Here is a 21,399-nt window from a genome sequence, read left to right as displayed (position 1 = left end):
GTTAACTGACAAAGCTCGAAAATTATATAGTAGTCATTAAATAAAAAGGGGGAGAAGTCATGTTAGGAAAATTAGGTGAATTAAAAGAAGGGTATAATGTATTAACAGAAATGAACGGTCAATGCAGTGATATGTTAATGGATATAGGCATATATAAGATGTCTAATGGAAAAGAAGAGCTGTTATTAGATAATAAGAATGAAACAGCAGTTCTTTTATTAGAAGGGACAATACGTTTAGAGTGGGAAGGAAATGTAGAAGTTATTCAAAGAGAGTCTGTTTTTGAAGAAAACCCTTGGTGTTTGCATGTGGCGAAAAATGTAAAGGTTACAATTACTGCTCTTTCAGACAGTGAAGTACTTGTTCAAAAAACGGATAATGAAGAAGAATTTGCATCCAAGTTGTATACTCCAAATGATTGCCAAAGTGTTGTAGCTGGAGAAGGGGTATGGGAGGGAACGGCGCAGCGTGTTATTCGTACAATTTTTGACTATAACAATGCGGCATACTCTAATATGGTAGTAGGAGAAGTTATTTCTTATCCAGGTCGATGGTCCAGTTATCCACCGCATCAACATGATCAACCGGAGGTATATTATTATCGATTTAACAAGCCACAGGGATTTGGGTGTGCAATGGTTGGTGAGGATGCTTATCGCGTCGTACATAATAGCTTTATTACGATTCCAGGTGAGCTAGACCACCCGCAAGCAACTGCGCCTGGATATGCAATGTATTTTTGTTGGATGATTCGACATCTTGAGAATCATCCATGGAATGATCGTATCATGGAGGAAGACCACAAGTGGTTATTAGAACCAAACGCGAAAATTTGGCCAGAAAAGGAGTAGATGAAAATAAAGGTTCTGGAGCAAAAACGATGTTACTTGCAATCGTTTTTGCTCAGAACCACCAATTTTTTATATTATTGGAGTAAACTTTATACATCCCAAATGCAAGAAGGGATGCCATATCGTTCACTTCGAAAAACAATTACAGATTTTCCGAACTGGAAAGCCCACTACGGTGCGATAGCACCCCTTTTTAGCTGAAGATTTTTATTTCGATTCCTTTCTACCAACCAAAATGGATAGGACGGATAAAAGGATAAGAATACTTGCGCATACAATAGAGTTAATTATATTGCCTGCATTGAACAAGAAGAAAATGAAAATAATTGCCAAGGCAGCTGCAGCAAACAAGGTACTGTAAGGAAATAACCACACGCGAAAATACGGCATTTTAGAATACTGTTTACGCAACTTAAATTGTGCAAGGCAAATGCTAGTCCAAATGAGCAAAACAGTAAAGCCCGGGATAGACATCAAATAGCCAAAGACATGCTCTGGTGTAAGGAACGCGATAAAAGATCCAATTAATAAACCAGTGCAACTGACAAGAACTCCCCAGACAGGAACACCGCGCTTAGTAAGACGCGAGAATAAAGCCGGAGCCTCGTTATTTTGTGCCAGAGAGTACAAAATGCGAGAAGTAGCATACATTCCTGAATTAGCAGCGGACAGCACAGCGGTCAATAAAATGAAGTTCATAATATGTGCTACACCTTGTAATCCGGTTGCAGAGAAAACCTGCACGAAAGGACTGCCTTGCTTTCCTACTTCGTCCCAAGGGATAAGTCCAGTGATGATGAGAATAGGTAATGTGTAAAATAAAACTACTCGGAACATGACCCCTTTTACTACTTTAGGAAGCGTCTGTTCCACGTTTTTCGTTTCTGTTACAGTTAATCCGATTAATTCTGAGCCTCCAAAAGAAAAGACAACTATTAAGAGTGCTGTGACAATACTTCCCCATCCTTTTGGAAAGAATCCGCCGTGACTTGTATAGTTTGTGAAATACGCTGCTTCATGATTTGGAATGAAGCCAAATAATAAAGCAAAACCAAGCAAAATAAATAAAACCAGAGTAATAATTTTGACACTTGCAAGCCAAAACTCTATTTCACCGTAAAGTTTGACGCTAATCAAGTTGATAAATAGAAGAAGCACCGTACATGCTAAACTAAGCAGCCATAAGGGAGCGGATGGAATCCAGTATTGTAAAAAGCTACCCCCTGCCAAAACTTCAACAATAATAACTAAAATCCAGTCGATCCAGTAGAGCCAACCAACAACAAAGGCGAAACGAGAACCGAAAGCTTTTTGAATCATCCCTTGAATATTTAAACCCGGATAAGCAATAGCCATTTCGGCTATTGCGCTCATAACAATGAGAAGGAGAAACCCTGCAAATAAATAAGAAAAAACGATACCAGGTCCTGCAGCTGAAATCGTATCTGCACTTCCTTTGAAAATTCCTGTCCCAATCATCCCGCCTATCGCCATAAGTCTAATGTGGCGTGGTTGCAGCTCACGCTTCAGGCTTTGTTGTGCCATGTCTAATCCCCCCCTTATAATAAGTAATGAAACAAAGTTAATATCTTTTTCTCGAAAGTGATTGAGGAACATCACTAACTGCTGCATAGTTCTTCTTAGGCGATCTAATATTTAAACTATACAATAATCTATTTGATTTGGGCATATAATTTTGAAACGTATTTTCGAGAGAATATGGTGTACAAAGAAAAAAATAGTGGCGATTTTTTCATCGCCACCGCTGCATCAGTTTTTTCTATTTAGAACTATTTTTGAGTATTTGAATGTTTTTATCTCTTTCTCCACCATCAGAAAGTTCCTCTGAAAATTCATGGTCTGCTTTCTTTTCTAACAGGAGTTCAGATGACCGAATTGTGCTGGATGGCAAATTATTATTCGGTGCTGCCTGTTCATTCCATTTTCTCATCAAAATCACCTCTTTTTTATTATCGGATTTTTGTCATGACTTTATCCCGCTATTCGTGGGCAGTAAGGGTTCTGGTGCAAAAAATCTATAAAACTTGAACATACTGATATTACTACTCTAGAAATGGTGTGTGATCAGTATGAAAAAGGAAAATTTGTTCAAATGGAAGCATTATCAATCTGATATAATTTTGTTAACGGTAAGATGGTACTTACGGTATAATCTCAGTTTTCGTGATTTGGTGGAAATGATGAAGGAACGGGGCTTATCTATTTCTCATACCACGATTATGCGTTGGGTTCATCAGTATGGCCCGGAATTGGACAAACGAATTCGTCCATCAATTGTTTGGACTTGTAGCATAAGATACGATTCCGTTAGGAATATATATGCTTTATTCTCTTTTACTTTATTTTTGCACCAGAACCGGAGTAACAGCTGATCTACCAATAAACAATATATTCAACGGTGAACCATTATCACCAGGTCAAGGAGGGGGAAACAAATTTAATTCATATTCTAATCTAGGCCTAAATTAAGGTAGTAACCAAATAAGAAATGGAGAAGATTTTATTATGAAAATAAAAAAACAAAAACCTAGAGGAGCATGGAAAAAATTCTTATATCTTTCCTCATAGTTTTTGGATTAGTTCTTGTGGGATTTAGTTATTGGAATCTTTTACTAGTTCTAAATGCTTCTTTAATTAAAAAAGCATTCGAAGGGGGGAACGTTCATTCCGTCACTGGGTTATGAAAAAGCCCTACAAGAAACAAAAATCGTTAAGGATATAAATTATAAATCTAAGTTTCCAGATGGCACATTAGACATCGTTTATCCGAAAGATTATACAGAAAAAACTCCTGTTATTTTTTGGGTACATGGCGGTGGATTTGTAGGTGGTGATAAATCAGATATCACTGGGGATGCAGTAGAGTTAGCTGCCTATGGTTATACATTGGTGAATATAAACTATGCTCTTGCTCCTAAAAGAGAATATCCTACACCAGTACTCCAACTAGGTGAGGCTTATGAATATATAAAAGAAAATGCAAAGGAATATGACCTAAAACTAGATCGCGTTTATTTTGCAGGAGATTCTGCTGGAGCACAAATATCTGGTCAACTCGTTAATATTCAAATCTCTCCCGAATATGCGAAATTAACCAAAATTAGCGTTATTGTAGATCCTTCTACAATAGTAGGTGTGTTGCTATTTTGTGGTCCATATAATGTGCCAGCTTTAGCTAAGATGGAAAACAACTAAAGAAGTACAAGATTTTATGCGTATCTTTGGTTGGGCTTACTTAGGGGAGAAAGACTTTGAAAAATTACCTGAAGTAGAGATAGCTTCTATTTTTAAATATGTTACAAAAGATTATCCACCAGCATTTATCACAGATGGAAATACTGCATCATTCGAAGATCAAGGTAAAGCATTAGTTTCTGCTTTACAAAGTACAGAAGTGCCGGTAGATATCCTAATCAATTAGAAACCGCTAGGTTTCCGTACTTAGGACGTTAAGTGATGAGTAGTTCAACTCTGTGTTTCTTCAAATTTTCGTTTTTGAATATATGCTTGAGCATGAATAATTTCTTCCTGAAGCTCTTTTAATTCTTTCATAGATTCTGATTCAATAGTCATGTAAGTAGTAACTAAACTGATCATCATATCCATCTTCTCTACTATATTTTGAATGACTTGTTCAGATTGCTCTTTTTTAGGGTGTTGTATTGCCTTTAATACATTTTCTATATAATTTTTCTTTCTTTGCTGGATATCATAAATAAACTGTTGTGTGTTTGAGTTCATTTGTTGTTCCTCCGTTTTGGATATATTTCCATTCTATCATATTTGAATAGGAAATATTGGATTCCCCTAAATTTACACCTGTCTCGTACATCTCCTCAAATATACAAACTAATTCCTTAACGTACAGGGAACCAGTTTAGATGTATCTAAACATACAATTCCCCCGAAATGATATAGTGAGACCAGATAGTTGTTTATGAACCAAAATCTATATGTATTTCGATTTTTTCTTATCAAAAAACCGGAACCAACGATAGAAATGAGGTACGGAGAATGAGTAAGATTATTTTTAACGAAATTCAAATGAAACAGCTAGAAAAAAATGTATTAAAAGTGTCGGAATGTTCGATTAGCTATTGTTCAGATTTTAAAGTAAGAGCGGTAAAAGAAAATCAACAAGGAAAAGGCCCTATCCAAATCTTTTTAGAGAATGGGTTTAACTTAGCTGTGATTGGTGAGGAAGGCTTTTATACAGAACGCCGTGGGAAAGGAAGCACGTATTGCGTTTTTAGAAGCGGAATTGACATTCCTAAAAAAGTTAGACGAACTCGAAAGGCAGGCGTTAAAAATAAGATTTTACTAAAATCACTTAAAACCACTTAATTACAGGAGTGTTCATGCATCTTATAACTTAAACTTACTTGTGAAAAAGCTTATTTTAACTTAAGATATCCTTATGGAGGTTACTTATGAATCAAGAAGAACGATTGATACGAGTCCTTAATTATTTAGAAACACAAAAAACCATGAATATAAAACAAATGTGTGAAATGTTTCATATTTCACGAGATACTGCAAGAAGAGATATAGTAAAACTTTCAAGAAATAAAGCAATAGTTAGAACCTATGGTGGAGTGGCTTTAGCTACTTTTCATAAGAAAATTGATACTTATCAAAAACGGTCACAGACTGAATTAGAAACGAAAAAATTGATTGGAATGAAAGCTGCAAATATAATTGCAAACAATGACATGATTTATTTAGACGTTTCAACAACAGTCAACTTTGTAGCGCAACATTTGCAATCAAAGAACGTAACTATTGTGACGAATTCGATTGATACTGCTTATATGTTAGCTCAATCTGAAGATACGACTATTCACCTTTTGGGAGGAACTTTAAATAAGGTTTCTCGACATACTACGGGGACTTCGACCACTGAAAAACTCAAAGATTATCACTTTGACAAGGTGTTCATTGGAACCGCAGGTATTACAGAAGACGGGATATACTATGGTTTTGAAGAAGATATTTATTTCAAGCGTGAATTAATAAAACATGCTGATCAAGTTATTTTAGTGGCAGATCACACTAAATGGAATCAGCGACGAAATTATAAGGGTTTAACGCTTGAATCTATAGACACATTCATTACAAATAGAGTTATGTCTAATGATTTATATAATACTTTGAAAGAAAACGGTGTTGAAGTAGTAATTACAAGTGAAGATTAAAAAATAGGGAGGCTTTATTTTGATTACATCTCTTGTTTTTGACGTAGATGGCACAATTTTAGACACAGAAAAAGCAATATTAAAATCCTTACAAAAAGTTTTAAAAGAAGAACTAAAGGAAGATTATGCGTTACAGGATTTACGATTTGCATTAGGAATTCCTGGAAAAGAAACCTTAAAAAAATTAGATATACAAAATATAGACGTTGTCCATCCGAAATGGTGCAAATCTGTACTAAATTTTTCCCATGAAGTTTCGGTGTTTGAAGAATTAGAGGACGTTATTAAAGAGTTATCCCTTAGTAAATTAAAGCTAGGTATTGTTACATCAAAAACTAAGCAAGAATTAATAGATGAGTTCGAGCCATTTGATCTAAGCGGTCATTTTGAACATACAATTTGTGCGTGTGATACGGATAAACACAAACCACATCCCGAACCATTATTAGCTTGTTTGAAACAATTAGATATTCCTAATAATGAGGCAGTATACATTGGGGACTCTATATACGATATGCAATGCGCGAAAAGTGCTGGTGTTAAATTCGCACTCGCTTTTTGGGGCTCAAAGACAAGCGAAGGTTTTGAAAAAGCTGATTATGTATTAAATACCCCAAAAGATATTTTGAATTTAATTTAACCAAGCTCGAATCTAATAAAGAAATTAAGTTACTCAATAAAAAGTCGATTTCTTAACGTACAGGAAATCGACTTTTTATTTATAAGATTAGCGAAAGAAATTCGGTTACTGTTGGTGCCATCTATCAGTAAAAGTTTTATTGATATTCTAGTTTTTTTATAACAAGCAAAATCATGAAAATACACACAAAGATAGATTATCATCCATTAAATTACTGTTTTGCTTCGTTCGAATAGAAAAACTCGGAAGAACGCCACTTGTTCGATATCTCCTCAATGTGATAAGGTGTCGTTCTGCAGCATCCACCTATTAAACGTGCACCTGCTTGGTACCATTCTTCAGATTGAATATCCAACGAGTTACATTGTTCATGACCATGCCATGTTTTTGTTTCTGGATTATAAGTTTCACCAGAGTTTGGATAAACAATAATCGTTTTTTTGGTGTTTGCCCTCAACTCTTGGATTGCACCAGTCACAACGGTTACTGGCGCACAATTGATGCCTATCGCTACAATTTGTTCACTTTTCTCAAAAGCTCGTGCACACTCCACGAGTTTCATACCTTCACTAATCTCTTTCTCATTTTTTAGCGAAAAGGAAAGCCACGCATATGTTTCTGGAAACTCACGCAATAATGTATCTAATACTCTTGCTTCTTGCAGGGAAGGGATCGTTTCAAATGCCAATAGATCTGCACCTGCTTCGATTAACGCAGACATTCTCGAACGGTGAAAGTCTGCTAATGTTTTATCTGTCACACCATAGTTGCCTACATACTCTGAACCATCTGCAAGGTAAGCCCCGTACGGCCCAACTGATGCAACAACCAATGGTTTAGGCCTATTCGTTTGCTTATTTTCCTTCCAAAAATCATCTCTTGCCCTTCTTGCAAGTAACACCGTTTTCTTAATTAATTCCAAAGCTTCCTGTTCTTGTATTCCACGCGCGGAAAAACCACTAATAGTAGCTTGATAGCTTGCTGTTATGGCACAGTCCGCTCCAGCACGAAAATAGTCTGAATGAACCTGATAAATTAGTTCCGGATTTTCTAGTAACACACTTGCCGACCAAAGGGGATCGTCCAAATTACATCCATGCGCCTCCAATTCTGTAGCTAATGCTCCGTCAAGAAGCATAATGGAATGTTGGGATAAAATATCATCAATTGGGTTGATTTTGTTCGACATAATCTACGCCCCTCTTTTTTAGATTTTTTGTTAGATAATAACTTCCATAGCAAAACAAAATAAACGGTATGCCACAATATAAGGCAATTCTCTGTGTTGGATCGAATGCAATTCCAATACACGATGCCAGACACAGGATAAAAGAAGCAATTGGTACTAATGGATATAGTGGTGTGCGATAAATCAAGTCCTTTTCAGAATTTCCTTCTTTCAAAAATTGTCTGCGAAATAGGAACTGGGAAGCACTAATACTCATCCAAACTATAACTACTGCTAGACCGGAAATGGAAACAAGTACGATATAGACAGTATCTGGTGCCACAATACTTGAGAGCAAAGCCAAAGCTCCACCCACCATGCTGAAAATGACGGCGTTGATTGGAACACCTTGCTTCGTCATTTTCCCAAAAATCGGGGATATCGTATTCTTATTAGCAAGCGACCAAAGCATTCTAGAAGAGGCATAAAGGCCTGAGTTTGCCGCAGATAAAATGGCTGTTAAGATAACGAAATTCATTATGTCAGCTGAATATGGCACCCCAATTCGTTCTAGAACTGCAACAAAAGGGCTCTCTAATACCCCTGCATCGGAAATAGGCAATAACGCAGATAAAACAACAATTGTTCCTACAAAAAAGATAATCAATCTCCACAGAGTAGTTCGAATGGCCTTCGGTATCATTTTTTCCGGGTTCGCTGTTTCTCCAGCTGCAATGCCTATTAATTCTGTTCCCGAAAAAGCAAAATTAACCGCAAGCATGGTCATCATAATGGCCGTAGCACCATGAGGAAATAAACCTCCACTTGTAAAATTAGAAAAGAATGGTGCTGCTTTTGAATGAGTCATCGGAAGAAACCCTAGCATTGCCGCTACTCCTAAAACAATAAAAAACACAATAGCTATAACCTTTATCGATGAAAACCAAAATTCGGATTCGGCGAAAAATTTAACAGTCAGGACATTTAATACAAAGATCAAAATGGCAAAAAGAGCACTCCATACCCAAACATTAACCGATGGAAACCATCGCTTCATAAGTAATCCTGCGGCTGTAAATTCAGAACCTAAAGCAACAGTCCAAGTTAACCAATACAACCAGGCTACTGTATACCCTGTACCCGGTCCAATGTATTTAACTGCATAACTATGAAATGCACCCGTTTCAGGCATATGTACGGAAAGCTCTCCTAAACATAGCATAACTAGATAAACCACTAGCGCACCAATCAGATAGGATAGAATTGTTCCAAATGGGCCAGCTTGTTGAATAGTGTAACCCGGGCTTAAGAATAAGCCAGTTCCAATCACCCCACCAAGTGATAGCATGACTAAATGACGTGCTTGCATTTTCCTTTGAAATTCTTGCCCATTTTTGTTCTCCATTTCTACTCTCCTTTAGTTACTATCCAGAAAAAACAAAAACGCACTCTAAAAAAGAGGGCGCTACTGACAAATAAAAACGGAAGCTCTCATCTATCAGGATTATCACCCGCTGGAATTAGCACAGTGTCTACTTAAGCAGACCTGTTGCTGAGGTTTCATAAGGCCAGTCCCTCCACCTCTCTGGATAAGAAATATTTTTTTATAACCTTATCAATCCATTCAATAACTGTCAAGATAATTCTGTTTTTTTAAAAAATTATCTATTATAGAAATACAAAAATAGAGTATTACTATAACTGCAACCCACTCCTTCTTGGGTATTATTTAAAAATCGAACATACAAAACCTCATTTATTTATGATACGGTTCACAAGCACTTCCTCAAAATTTGATGCACTTCTAAATATCTTCTTACTTCTTTGGCTATGGGGTCACCATACATAACCATCAACTCAGGAGATTTTAATACCCTCAAATATCAAAAAGCGTTATCCTTTCTAAACAAGCTAAATTAGAAAGGATGATGTTTTCTTATGAATCTCTCGATTCAAGATGAATTACTACCATTTGCAGAAGAATTACAACGATATGTTACACCTGTATTCTTAGAAGAACTTGCAAGTGGAATAGGATTTATAAAGCGAAAACGTAAGTTTTCTGGATCAAACTTAGCTGCTATTTGCATTTGGATTAGTCAACGGGTGGCAAGTGATTCCTTGGTTCGATTATGTAGTAGGCTTCATGCAGCGACAGGCACTTTACTTAGCCCTGAGGGCTTAAATAAACGTTTAAATGCTAAAGCAGTTTTGTTTTTAAAACATATTTTTTCTTTACTGTTAGAACAAAAGATATGTGAACAAACACAAATTTCTAACCATTTCTTCTCTTATTTTCAACGAGTCCATATCCTAGATGCCACCGTATTTCAAGTGCCAAATGCTTTAGAGAATGTATATCCAGGCTCTGGAGGGTGTGCCCAAACAGCTGGAATCAAAATTCAATTAGAATATGATCTGCACAGTGGAGAATTTCTTAACTTTCAAGTTGGACCAGGGAAAATATTTTTGAAGAAGAATAAGGGAGAGCTAAAAATGCAAAATGTGAAAAGTAGAATAATATGGTATGTGACACTCTTATTTATAGGAATTACTTTGTATATATCAGCTGAGTCTTTTGAAGTGATAGATAGCTTTTGGAGTGGGATGGGGATTGTTTTTGTCATTATTTCGATTATACGTTTAGTTCAGATTGGGCGTTTTAAGAACGATGCCGAGTATGCAAAAAAATTGATGGTAAAACATAATGATGAGCGTAATCACTATGTTGCGAATAGAGCTCGCTCTCATACCTTTTATTATTCTATTCTTGTGGAGGGATTCGCAATTATTTTATTCAATGTTATGGATATGCCTGAGATTGCACAAATAATAGGAATGGTTTTATGTGGTCAAATAATTATTTACTGGATCACATACTTCCTCCTCGAATCTAAATATTGATTTAAAAGAACATTTCGATTATAAACAACCATACTACATACGAATTTTAGCATAGTTCTTAGTTTTTCACCTCAAAATTAAACAACATTATTATCTTTGTACATCTGAAATGAAACAACTTTATTCACTCTGTATACTACAACTATTTTTCAATGTTTATTTATAGTTATTTATATTTAACGTTCCGGGGAAAGTTATGGTTTAAATTGTGGCAGATGTATGCTACAAATCACATTTATCATTTTAGCCAATTCATCTCCCACCTACTCACTTGACGTTCCTTGAGGAAGGAGTCTTCTTTGCTAGAATGATAAAATATAAAAACTACGCTATCTTTTCTGTGGAACCATAGGAAAAGATGACGCTTTTATCTCCCAATAACTTAAAAACTTAAACTATAAGAGAAAAAAGAATGAAGTATTCTGATGGCAGTAAATGACTTAGCGGTGTCAATGTATATATGACAAATCCGCCTATAGCTATTTACTTTCTTGAATTTTACATAATATTAATTTTTTGTGAATTATTACTCTGTAAATAATTAGATTTAATGTATTATTCACACGAAATGACTACCTTTGTGTAATTTATTTGATTTGTAAGACAGTTAGGAATACTAGATTAAAACATAAATACACGTTTTTGATAGATATTTTATAAAGTTGTATTTATATGTGTCATAAAATAACATCTAAATATAATTATAAATAGAGTGAAGGGAGGGCTATGTAAAAAGTAATAAATACAAGTTAATGAACTGTTTTTGCACGTAAACACATGCTAAAGAAATGAAAACTTTTAAATTTATCAAGGAAATGAGAGGGAGATACTATGGGGAATAAATCAAAGCATAAAACCAAAAGAATACTTGTAGCTACTGCAACATTAACTATACTTGCTTCTGGAATGGCTTCTTCACCAGATGTCTTTGCAGAGGAAACGCAGCAGCAAAAAAATTTATCGACATCACTGCAAGGTGAAAATTCAGTTAAATCAGAAAATAGAACGTATACAGTCCCAGGGAAAGGGGATGTCGAGGGACTGAAACAACAGGAAAGAAAAAATATGGCATTTAGCCCATATGAACCCACTGGTTTATATGCAAAACCAAATGAACAAATAACGATTAATGTAGAAGGTGATCAAGATATTCAGGTATATATTGGAACGTATTCGTATGATGCTTCTTGGAGAGAAGATTCTAAAATAAAATCATTTACATTAAAACCTGGTATAAACACGATTCAATCTCCAAATGGGGGGATGATTTATTTTTATAATAAACAACAAGGTGGCACCATTCGAACAACAGTCACAACAGGTGGAACGACTACGCCTTTCTTTGAATTAGGAAAGCATACGAAACAAGATCTAATAAACATGCTGGACCAATATCCTAATGCACACGCAGTGGAGTTAAAAGGAGAACGTGTATTAATTACAGCCAGCCCTGCACGTGTTAAGAAATATTTGTTGGGTTCTAATACAGATCCTGTACAACTCTTAAAAAAGATGGATGAAGCTACTCGAATTCAAGACAAAGTAGCTGGATTATCCGAAGAACAAGTAGATAAACATTATGTTCATTACGTAGAGGAAAATCATTCTCCTGATTATTATATGTATGCAACTTCTTATCGAACTGCATATGTAGGAGATGCAATTCAATACGTGTTAGATATTGATAAATTTGTAAAAGATGGCTGGGGTCCATGGCACGAGGCAGGACATTTGAGACAACAATCGCCCTGGAAGTTTTATAATATGACAGAAGTACAAAATAATATATACAGCCTTTCTGTAGAAAAAGCATTTAATCAACCATCCAATTTAGAGAAAAGTGGAATTTATCCAAAAGCGTTTCAATATCTAGAACAAACGAATAAAAATTATGATGAAATTAGTGATGTTTTTGTTAAGCTTGTTATGCTTTGGCAACTACAGTTAGCATATGGAGAGGATTTCTATCCTAAATTGCATCAATTGTATAGAGACATGCCTTCAAATGAAATTCCACAAACTGATGAAAATAAAAAACAATTATTTATGATTTCAGCATCAAAAGTAGCCAAACAAAATTTGATTCCTTTCTTTGAGAAGTGGGGATTACGTCCAAATAACGATACCATCCAAAAAGTGGCTGCATTAGGATATCCAATTTTAACAGCAGAGATTTGGAAGGGTACGGATTCTAATCCAATTAAACCAGATATGCCTAATGGAAATAATATTTTAGAAGGAAACAAGTTTGCATGGTCATTAAAAGGAATTAGTGATTTTGAGTTTGCTAAAGTCAATTTCAATAAGTCGACAGAAGAAATGCAAATCGACTTAAAAGAAGGCATACCGCATCATTATTTTAATGAAACATATGCGAGTATTAAAGTACAAAATGCATCAGGAAAAGTAGTATATAAGAAAGACATTTATGGAAACAAACAACAAAATGCTGAACTGCAAAAAGTTCCAGTCAAAGTAGGAGATTATATTGAGTTAACACATCTAGAAGGTGTGCATAGAGCAACTTTCATGAATGTCGATAATAGTAAACAAGAGAGCTTTGGAAAAAAAGCCATATACGAAGTTACAAAGGATGGCCTGAAAACAGTAAATCAAATTGTTAATCCGAAACCAGATACAGAGGCTCCGACACAGCCACAAGAATTATATGCAAGCAACCTTACTTCTAACAGTGTAGAGCTAAAATGGAATCCTTCTACAGATAATGTAGGTATAAAAGAATATCAGGTATTACGTGATGGACAATGGATTCAAACGGTACAAGGAACAACATTTACTGATCAGAACTTAACAGCTAGTAAGGAATATAAATATACAGTGAAGGCTGTAGATGCAGCTGGAAATACATCAATTCAAAGTAACATTCTTCCGGTAAAAACAAAAGATCAAAATGTATCTTATGAAAAATGGGATCCGAAGAAGGCATATACAAAGGGAGATAAAGTAGAACATCAAGGGAAAGTGTATGAAGCTGTTCAAAATCATCAAGGAAATGGTGACCCAAATTGGATATTTGCTTTATCGTTATGGAGCCCGCTTATTTTGAATTTTTAAGTTGATGGCATGGGAATTATTTTATATAAATGAGAATCATGCAACAGTCAAAAGTCAAAAGTCAAAAACAAAAAAGGAGAAATTATTTTGAAAAGGATTTCATCTTTATTATTAACTATGCCTATTATTTTAGGAAGTATTGCTACGATTCCGCATACAAAGGTTTCAGCTGAAACAATGTCATTCAATCAAGAAACATTCACTTTAGAAACATTGAATCAACAGACAGATCAAGCCATTGCAAATGGTAATTTTGAAGCCCATTTGAAAAATCTCACAGCATATTTAAATGGAAATGTTGGGGGTATGACTGAAGAAAACTTGAAAAAGAAGCTTGCAGACCCAGTATTTGCAGCAGCTTTGGCTCAGTGGCAATTCATATCACAAACAGGTGGTGCAACAATGGATGCATTTGCCAAAAAAGATGCTGACCATCAGAAATTTCTTAGCTGGGCTATGAAAAATACAAGCGTGATGAATACCTATCTTGAAGGTGGTAGTCCAACGGGAAAAAATCCTGTAAATGCACTTGAGATATGGAATACAATCTGGAATGCGGATGCAGATTCTCACGAAGGGTTGTATTTGAAATTAGCGGTAGCTACATCGTTAGCTCATGCTGAACCTATAAAATATTGGACAAACAATCAACCTATTAATCCATTAACAAGGTACCAACATTATAAATCAGCAGATCAAAATAATGAGTTACTTCCTTGCTTTAGAACATATGATGTTTGGCATTTAAGATTAGTAGTGAATACTTGGTCACCAGAAGAAGATTTAACTTGGGCAAGAAATATGATTAATACGGAACATCCAGAACTTAAAAACCAAGATAAGGTAGGGGAAAGTGCATATTTGATTGATTATGTAACCCATAACAAAGATGGAGTTAGCATTCAAGCTGGAAATGATGCATTCTACGGTTTAGGTTGGAATCTTTCTTCCATTTATAGATTTGGTGGGGTATGCGGTAATATTTCGAAGTTTGGTACGCAAGTAAGCCAAGCATTTGGAGTGGCAGCTATGCCTGTTGGACAACCTGGACATTGTGCACTTATATGGAATAACAAGCCATCTTCTTGGAATTTAGGATATGATATATCTGGATGGGGTCAGTCGAGCCGTCATGATGCAACTGTTATTCCTTGGTCAGATAATAGCCCGACAAATCAAGTGCCGTATATGTTACTATTTGAAAATGCTGAACGTGACCCAGTAAAACTAGATCAATCAGAGCGATTACGCTGGTTAGCGAAAGCGATGACTTCAACAGATAATAAAATTGCAATTTATAAAATATCCACCAATATTTTACCAATCAATTTTTTAGTATGGAAAGATTACGTTTCACTTATGTTACAAAATCCAAATGTAACAGATGCTGAGTGGAAAGAATTAAATAACAGTATCATTTCCGTTTTTGCGAATGAACCGAGACCGATGATGGATCTTATTACTCAAATAAAAGACCATGTACCAAATAGAGATGGTATCTTAGAAGGAGACCAATTTGCATGGTCACTGAAAGGGATTGGCGATTTTGAATTTGCGAAAGTAAATTTAAATAAATCAACAGAAGAAATGCAAATTGATCTAAAAGCAGGTGTACCACATAACTACTTTGATAGTACATATGCAAGTATTAAAGTGCAAAACACATCAGGTAAAGTGGTATATAACAAAGAGGTTTATGGGAATCAACAGCAAAATGCTGAAACACAAAAAGTTCCAGTAAAGATCGGCGATTTTATTGAACTTACACATCTAGAAGGCAGAGAGAGGGCAACATTAATAAATTTAGAGAATAATAAACGTGAAAACTTTGATAAAAAAGCAATTTATGAAGTTACAAAGGATGGCTTGAAGAAATTAAATCAAATTGTTAATCCGAAACCAGATACGGAAGCTCCCACACAGCCACAAGAATTATATGCAAGCAACCTTACTTCTAACAGTGTAGAGCTAAAATGGAATCCTTCTACAGATAATGTAGGTGTAAAAGAATATCAGGTATTACGTGATGGACAATTGATTCAAACGGTACAAGGAACGACGTTTACTGATCAAAACTTAACAGTTAATAAGGAATATAAATATGCAGTGAAGGCCGTAGATGCAGCTGGAAATACATCAATTCAAAGTAACATTCTTCCGGTAAAAACAAAAGATCAAAATACATCTTATGAAAAATGGGATCCAAAGAAGGCGTATACAAAGGGAGATAAAGTAGAACATCAAGGGAAAGTGTATGAAGCTATTCAAAATCATCAAGGAAATGGTGACCCAAATTGGATATTCGCTTTGGCATTATGGAATCCACTGACATAGGGGGCTGATGGCATTCCCCAAAACTTAAGAACAGAGACAAAATAAATTGATGGACATGTATGGTGACCCAACTTAGCGTATTTAATGAATCGGTGGTTTTTTTAAATGTATTATTGTAACAATTACACCATCTAAAATTAAAATACAAGTTTATGCCATAATTCACGAATAAACAAATTTCGGATTCCTAAGAAATTACATTTTCTCAATACCTATTTTTTTCTATTAGTAATCTAACTAAAATATATTAAGCAAAGGGGACTGTAATTTGGCTTATTTTCTTTTATTATTAAGACTTTTTCATCTTTAAATACTGATATACTAACTACTAAAACAATCCCATTTTGAGTCATTTTATTTCCTCCAGTATTTTATACTTATTGAAACACTTTATTTTGTGAAGAAGTTAATTTCATGAACTCATTAACATCGTTAACACATAATTTTATCCCTTTTTCCCAAAAAGTTTCTAATGTGATATCTTCTCCTAAGTGTTTCATTACTAAATCTTCTGCTAACATACTTCCTGAATCACGAAGCAATTTTAAATAGTCTTTTTCAAATACAAAGGAAATACTATCATGAAAAAATTAGTAACAATCGGGTTAGCAGCGTAAGTTCATTTGGAGCACTATCAGGTTGTTCCTTACTAGAGAAGGAAAATGGTATCATTGCTTATGGAAGTGAACAACAAGTTAATACAGTAATCGATAAATACAAAAATGATATTAAAGAAAAGAACATATATAAAATGAAGCGTACAATATTAGAGGATAAGAAAGTACCTGTAATGGATAAGAAAACTGGTGAAGAACTAGTTGAAAAAGGGTTATTAAAGAAAGTAGACAAGGATGATGATACAGAAGCAGTTCATAAATTACCAGTTGTATCATCGAATCAAGGTATATTATTTGCAAAAGAAAAAGTAGAGAATGTAACAACTGATGGAGCAAAACTGAAATATGAAGGTAACACGATTATCGGTAATGGTCGTGCTTATGCAGATATGTTCGCAATTGTTGATGATGCGGCATATGGAAATGTGAAAGGCGAAGAGAAATCTGTAGGTGTATTGAAATATGATAAAAATCCTAAAAAAGGATTTAACTATAGAGGACTAGTGGAAGGGACACAATTTGTAGAAATTAAATAAAAAAGCTTTGCGAATTTCGCAAAGCTTTTTTTATTTATGAGCAACTTTCTACATATCTGGACTACAAGGAGTACGGCAACATCGCCATCAAGCTAACAAAAACGAAATACCCCCGAACCGAAAAAATGGGAGTATCTTTGATGTCATTTAAACCATTTATCCTTCATTGTAACAATCCGATCAGCATTTGGTGTTTATTATGTGTATCCTTCCCATATTAAGGTAGGTGGTTTCAAGCGAAAAAAATACCCCATTATATACCACAGAACTCATTACCGAATGAATGGATTCTTACGAAAATGTAAGGTTAATGTTATATAAATCAATTGCAGTTCCCCTCCCCAAAGCACAAAATAGATAATGGAAAAACAAGCGTAGGAGGATATATATGACGAAACCAGTTGTAGACGTGAAAAACGTTCAAAAAGTGTACGGTAAAAAAGGTGAGAACCAATCACACGCGTTAAAAGGTGTTTCATTCTCAATTCAAGAGGGTGAGTTTGTCGGAATTATGGGACCATCTGGTTCTGGTAAAACGACATTATTAAATGTAATTTCAACCTTAGATAAAGCAACGGGCGGCGTTGTTGAAATTGCAGGAATAGATATTACGAAAATGAAACAAGGTGAGCTTTCTGATTTCCGTTCACAAAAGTTAGGATTTATTTTCCAAGACTTTAACTTATTGGAGAACTTATCTATTTACGAAAACATCGCTCTTCCACTTTCCCTTCAAGGTGTTTCATCACGAAATATTGGACCAAAAGTAGAAAAAGTAGCTGATATGTTAGGCATCTCAGCAATACTTCAAAATTATCCATCTGAAGTATCTGGTGGACAGAAGCAACGTTCAGCAGCAGCGCGCGCTTTAGTCCATGAACCAGCAATTATTTTAGGGGACGAGCCAACAGGAGCTCTTGATTCTAAAAATGCAACGAGTTTACTGGATGCGATGACAAACTTAAATAAAGAGCAAGGCGTATCTATTATGATGGTTACTCATGATCCATATAGTGCAAGTTACTGTCAGCGTATTTTATTCATTCAAGATGGTGAGCTATATAAAGAAATTTATCGCGGTGGTACACGTGAAGAGTTCTATAAAGAAATTTTAGACGTGCTTGCAAACTTAGGTACACAAAAAGCGTAAGGAAGGAAGTTCAATCATGTTATTTAAGCTTTCCATGTCTGGTCTAAAAAGTAAGTTGCAAGATTACATTGTCTTACTTGTTGGTTTGATTGTCTCTATTTCAACTTTTTATATGTTTCAAACGTTATCACTAAATAAAGCGTTCCTTGAATCCAATCCACATGCCGATATGGTTGCAATTGCATTCCAAATCGGTTCCTTTTTATTAGCGATTGTAACGTTTTTCTATATTTTATATGCAAATTCTTTCTTATTATCTCTTCGACAAAAAGAATTTGGTATGTACATGATGTTAGGGGCAAAAAAGCATAAAGTTACCTTACTTATGTTTATTGAAACAATCGTAATAGGTGCCGCATCTCTTGCAATCGGAATCGCAGTTGGTATAGGGCTTGCAGAAGGTATTGGTCAGTTATTAATGAAGCAGTTGGAATTCTCTGGTGAAGACTATAAAGCATTTTATATTCCATCTATGACTGTTACTTGCCTCTTTTTCTTTGCACTATTTATAGTATCAGCAATCATGAATAGTATGAAATTATCTCGTATTTCTGTATTACAACTTGTACATGCAGATGCAAAAACAGAGCGTATCGCTGTAAAAGGAAAAATGACAGGTGTAGTTGCATTTCTTGGTCTGATTTTGCTAGGTATTGGGTATGCATCACTGATCCATATAGCACATTTACAGGAAAAAGAGCTATTAACCGTACCTAAATTCATGGGTATTGGATTAATCACAGCAACAGTCGGTACTTACATGTTATTTGGATCACTTCTCCCAGTTATGCTTAACAAGATAAAGAGTAATAAAAAACGTCGTGAAAAAGGGCTGAATGCTTTTACTTTTGCACAATTGAATTTCCGAATTAATAGCCTCACACGGGTGCTTGCAACGGTAGCAATCCTAGTGGCTCTTGGCGCTGGTGGAATTGCGTGTGGTATGGCATTTAAAAATAACGTTCTAAAGACGACTGATAAAGAAAAAGTTTACGATTCAGTCGTTCATAATCCAACAGCGGAAGAAAAGAAAATTTTGAGTGGCATCTTATTTCAGGAGAAGTTTGAATATCGCTACAAAGTAGATAATCAGTATGTGTATTATATAAAAGAAGATGTAGAGAAAAATCGTCCTTTAGCACAAGATAGTGACAATAGGAAGATGATGAAAGTTTCGGAAGAATTTCCCAAGGATGCATTTACATTGCCAAAACAACTGTATAAACTGTATAACGATGATACGAAAACAAAACAATGGAAAGAAGCTTTCTTCACAATCCAGCCAACTTATATGTATCCTGATCATGAAATAAAAATTATAGACCAAAGCATATACGATAGTATGAAGGATAAAGAAAATACTGTTTTTATTGGAAAAACAGATGATTTTGGAGCACATTTGAAAGAATGGAAAAAACTTGATGAATTACAGGTAGCGAAATATAAAAATGTGAAAGCGGAAGAATTAGGTAGTACGTATCAAATGTATAATCTGAGTCATAGTATGGCCAGTGGATTCATGTTCATGGGCTTCTTCGTTGGAATTGCGTTCTTAGCAATGATGGCAAGTTGCCTAATGTTTAAAATTCTATCTGGTGCATCGAAAGACAGCACACGTTATCAAATGCTTCGTAAAATCGGTGTCCGCCAGGGGTTATTAACACAATCGATTTATAAAGAGTTATTCTTCATATTCTTAGTACCGGCAATTGTGGGTATTGCTCATATATTAGTTGGTATGAACATGTTCGGTCCGCTTTTGATTGATCCGTATTTCCGAATTTGGTTGCCACTTGTCATTTTCGTAGTGATTTACTTAATTTACTACTTGATTACAGTTCAATTGTATAAAAGAATTGTACTTCCGAAAGAAAAATAGTTTTACAAAACATACAAAATGTTAAACTGGGGTATAGAAACGATTCAAGGAATAACCCGCCACATCTGAAAATTTCCAATTTGGGCGGGTATTTTTTATTATGTTTTGTCTTGTAGTATTCTATATAAAGCAGCTCTTGAAACATTGGTAATTTCACAAATATGGTCAAAAAAGGACAAACTCTCCAAGGGGAGAAGTCTGTCCAAAGGCAGATATATCTTATCAATGAACTCTTTGGTTTAACAGCATAACGTTCAATACCGCTAGGAATCTTTTACCCTTCTTTCATATTCCACTATTTTTGCAACAGAACCTAAAAAACGGTACCCTTTCTCCTTTATATTATTAAGAAAGAATAACGCCTTTTTTAAAAATTCTTAAGTTGATGGGCATGCGGCTGTACCCCAACATTCGTTAGAATAGAAAAGAGGCATCTTTCCGAAGCAGGAGAGATGCCCTATTTTACAACAATTGAAATTCAAGATGAAATTTTTTCTACCGGAATCTTATAATTTAATTTAGTCTCTGTAATTTAAATTTTTGATTATTACTAGCTGTAAATGGATATACTATAACATTTGTTCCATCTTTAGTACCAGAACCAGTTACATCTAAATACCTAGAGTTTTTCTTATTTTTTAAATAAAAATATCCATTTCCTGCATCTTCAACTATCCAATAATGCTCTTCATAGTATTGGTTAGGTGTAGCAAAAACATTGTTAGAACCTTGATAGTCATTCCAAGCTAATATTAAATTTTGATTTGTTACACTTTTAATTTGATAGGCCTTTTTATTTGAATCATATACTAACTTCCATTTTTGATGATTACCGCCGTTATTGCTCCATAAGGTAACATTATTCGTTGATCGATCCATATCTATAACGCTACTATTATTTAACGCAGAAAATAGTTGATAGGTACCATTCAAATTAGCTCCAGGAATGTTTTCTCCTACTTCTTTATATATGACATAATCCATTCCATTGACCGTTGCTATTACCGCATATTGGTCTTTTAAGTTTAA

At 35.0% G+C, this 21,399-nt stretch carries 13 protein-coding genes, 7 pseudogenes and 1 riboswitch; of the genes and pseudogenes, 13 read left to right on the top strand and 7 right to left on the bottom strand.

Annotated features, from left to right (window positions below; genetic code table 11):
- Positions 1-59: 59 nt before the first annotated feature.
- Positions 60-851, top strand: a complete 792-nt coding sequence (locus QCI75_RS28445) for a 5-deoxy-glucuronate isomerase (protein WP_353761865.1) — start codon at positions 60-62, stop codon at positions 849-851.
- 207 nt (positions 852-1,058) lie between these two features.
- On the opposite strand, the gene QCI75_RS28440 is transcribed toward QCI75_RS28445, so the two are convergent.
- The gene (locus tag QCI75_RS28440; protein ID WP_353761863.1) at positions 1,059-2,396 is read right to left on the bottom strand and encodes an amino acid permease; all 1,338 of its coding nucleotides are present in this window, start codon (positions 2,394-2,396) and stop codon (positions 1,059-1,061) included.
- A gap of 235 nt (positions 2,397-2,631) precedes the next feature.
- The gene (locus QCI75_RS28435; RefSeq protein WP_353761862.1) at positions 2,632-2,802 is read right to left on the bottom strand and encodes a hypothetical protein; all 171 of its coding nucleotides are present in this window, start codon (positions 2,800-2,802) and stop codon (positions 2,632-2,634) included.
- A 139-nt stretch (positions 2,803-2,941) separates the two neighbouring features.
- On the opposite strand from QCI75_RS28435, the pseudogene QCI75_RS28430 reads away from it, so the two are divergent.
- Together QCI75_RS28430 and QCI75_RS28425 are read left to right on the top strand one after the other, a co-directional pair.
- Positions 2,942-3,139 (top strand): annotated as a pseudogene (locus tag QCI75_RS28430) (IS6 family transposase); the annotation flags it as partial.
- A 238-nt stretch (positions 3,140-3,377) separates the two neighbouring features.
- Positions 3,378-4,284: pseudogene (locus QCI75_RS28425) on the top strand (alpha/beta hydrolase); the annotation flags it as partial.
- Positions 4,285-4,337: 53 nt separating this feature from the next.
- Here QCI75_RS28425 and QCI75_RS28420 read toward each other — a convergent pair.
- Positions 4,338-4,613: a hypothetical protein gene (locus tag QCI75_RS28420; RefSeq protein WP_001087731.1), complete on the bottom strand. Its 276-nt coding sequence runs from the start codon at positions 4,611-4,613 to the stop codon at positions 4,338-4,340.
- A 273-nt stretch (positions 4,614-4,886) separates the two neighbouring features.
- Between QCI75_RS28420 and QCI75_RS28415 the strand changes: the two are divergent.
- The 3 genes and pseudogenes from QCI75_RS28415 to QCI75_RS28405 form a co-directional block, all read left to right on the top strand.
- Positions 4,887-5,195, top strand: a pseudogene (locus QCI75_RS28415) (IS3-like element ISBsp3 family transposase); the annotation flags it as partial.
- A 107-nt stretch (positions 5,196-5,302) separates the two neighbouring features.
- The gene (locus QCI75_RS28410; RefSeq protein WP_353761859.1) at positions 5,303-6,067 is read left to right on the top strand and encodes a DeoR/GlpR family DNA-binding transcription regulator; all 765 of its coding nucleotides are present in this window, start codon (positions 5,303-5,305) and stop codon (positions 6,065-6,067) included.
- A gap of 19 nt (positions 6,068-6,086) precedes the next feature.
- Positions 6,087-6,707, top strand: a complete 621-nt coding sequence (locus QCI75_RS28405; protein ID WP_353761857.1) for an HAD family hydrolase — start codon at positions 6,087-6,089, stop codon at positions 6,705-6,707.
- Between the two features lie 211 nt (positions 6,708-6,918).
- On the opposite strand, the gene mmuM is transcribed toward QCI75_RS28405, so the two are convergent.
- Together mmuM and mmuP are read right to left on the bottom strand one after the other, a co-directional pair.
- Positions 6,919-7,896 (bottom strand): homocysteine S-methyltransferase, encoded by a 978-nt coding sequence (gene mmuM, locus QCI75_RS28400; RefSeq protein WP_353761855.1) that lies wholly within the window; start codon positions 7,894-7,896, stop codon positions 6,919-6,921.
- The gene (mmuP, locus tag QCI75_RS28395) at positions 7,871-9,280 is read right to left on the bottom strand and encodes an S-methylmethionine permease (protein WP_353761854.1); all 1,410 of its coding nucleotides are present in this window, start codon (positions 9,278-9,280) and stop codon (positions 7,871-7,873) included. The genes mmuM and mmuP overlap by 26 nt, the downstream gene beginning before the upstream one ends.
- Positions 9,281-9,363: 83 nt before the next feature.
- Positions 9,364-9,471, bottom strand: a riboswitch (SAM riboswitch).
- Between the two features lie 342 nt (positions 9,472-9,813).
- Here mmuP and QCI75_RS28390 point away from each other — a divergent pair.
- The 3 genes and pseudogenes from QCI75_RS28390 to QCI75_RS28380 all read left to right on the top strand — a co-directional run.
- Positions 9,814-10,338: pseudogene (locus tag QCI75_RS28390) on the top strand (IS4 family transposase); the annotation flags it as partial.
- A gap of 1,272 nt (positions 10,339-11,610) precedes the next feature.
- Positions 11,611-13,854, top strand: a complete 2,244-nt coding sequence (locus QCI75_RS28385; protein WP_353761852.1) for a M60 family metallopeptidase — start codon at positions 11,611-11,613, stop codon at positions 13,852-13,854.
- Between the two features lie 87 nt (positions 13,855-13,941).
- Entirely contained in the window at positions 13,942-16,188 is a 2,247-nt protein-coding gene (locus tag QCI75_RS28380; RefSeq protein ID WP_353761851.1) for a putative mucin/carbohydrate-binding domain-containing protein, read from the top strand.
- Positions 16,189-16,565: 377 nt separating this feature from the next.
- Here QCI75_RS28380 and QCI75_RS28375 read toward each other — a convergent pair.
- Positions 16,566-16,751: pseudogene (locus tag QCI75_RS28375) on the bottom strand (M3 family oligoendopeptidase); the annotation flags it as partial.
- Between the two features lie 18 nt (positions 16,752-16,769).
- Between QCI75_RS28375 and QCI75_RS28370 the strand changes: the two are divergent.
- The 4 genes and pseudogenes from QCI75_RS28370 to QCI75_RS28355 form a co-directional block, all read left to right on the top strand.
- Positions 16,770-17,341, top strand: a pseudogene (locus QCI75_RS28370) (lipoprotein BA_5634 family protein).
- A gap of 388 nt (positions 17,342-17,729) precedes the next feature.
- Positions 17,730-18,491, top strand: coding sequence for an ABC transporter ATP-binding protein (locus tag QCI75_RS28365; RefSeq protein WP_353761850.1), 762 nt, complete (start codon positions 17,730-17,732; stop codon positions 18,489-18,491).
- Positions 18,492-18,507: 16 nt separating this feature from the next.
- Positions 18,508-20,370, top strand: coding sequence for an FtsX-like permease family protein (locus QCI75_RS28360; RefSeq protein ID WP_353761849.1), 1,863 nt, complete (start codon positions 18,508-18,510; stop codon positions 20,368-20,370).
- Positions 20,371-20,531: 161 nt separating this feature from the next.
- Positions 20,532-20,621: pseudogene (locus QCI75_RS28355) on the top strand (IS6 family transposase); the annotation flags it as partial.
- Between the two features lie 262 nt (positions 20,622-20,883).
- Here the strand turns inward: QCI75_RS28355 and QCI75_RS28350 are convergent.
- A complete protein-coding gene (locus QCI75_RS28350; protein ID WP_223268712.1) occupies positions 20,884-21,249 on the bottom strand; it encodes an RICIN domain-containing protein in 366 nt (121 codons plus the stop codon).
- Positions 21,250-21,399 lie beyond the last annotated feature (150 nt).

It is taken from the genome of Bacillus cereus group sp. RP43 (assembly GCF_040459645.1).
GTDB lineage: Bacteria > Bacillota > Bacilli > Bacillales > Bacillaceae_G > Bacillus_A > Bacillus_A mycoides_C.
This window is presented reverse-complemented; position numbering and strand designations above follow the sequence as displayed.

Coding starts and splice junctions, on each gene's coding strand:
- QCI75_RS28435 (WP_353761862.1), bottom strand. CDS start 2,802: ATGAGAAAATGGAATGAACAGGCAGCACCGAATAATAATTTGCCATCC.
- QCI75_RS28410 (WP_353761859.1), top strand. CDS start 5,303: ATGAATCAAGAAGAACGATTGATACGAGTCCTTAATTATTTAGAAACA.
- QCI75_RS28420 (WP_001087731.1), bottom strand. CDS start 4,613: ATGAACTCAAACACACAACAGTTTATTTATGATATCCAGCAAAGAAAG.
- QCI75_RS28445 (WP_353761865.1), top strand. CDS start 60: ATGTTAGGAAAATTAGGTGAATTAAAAGAAGGGTATAATGTATTAACA.
- mmuM (WP_353761855.1), bottom strand. CDS start 7,896: ATGTCGAACAAAATCAACCCAATTGATGATATTTTATCCCAACATTCC.
- QCI75_RS28350 (WP_223268712.1), bottom strand. CDS start 21,249: ATGGATCGATCAACGAATAATGTTACCTTATGGAGCAATAACGGCGGT.
- QCI75_RS28360 (WP_353761849.1), top strand. CDS start 18,508: ATGTTATTTAAGCTTTCCATGTCTGGTCTAAAAAGTAAGTTGCAAGAT.
- QCI75_RS28365 (WP_353761850.1), top strand. CDS start 17,730: ATGACGAAACCAGTTGTAGACGTGAAAAACGTTCAAAAAGTGTACGGT.
- QCI75_RS28385 (WP_353761852.1), top strand. CDS start 11,611: ATGGGGAATAAATCAAAGCATAAAACCAAAAGAATACTTGTAGCTACT.
- QCI75_RS28440 (WP_353761863.1), bottom strand. CDS start 2,396: ATGGCACAACAAAGCCTGAAGCGTGAGCTGCAACCACGCCACATTAGA.
- mmuP (WP_353761854.1), bottom strand. CDS start 9,280: ATGGAGAACAAAAATGGGCAAGAATTTCAAAGGAAAATGCAAGCACGT.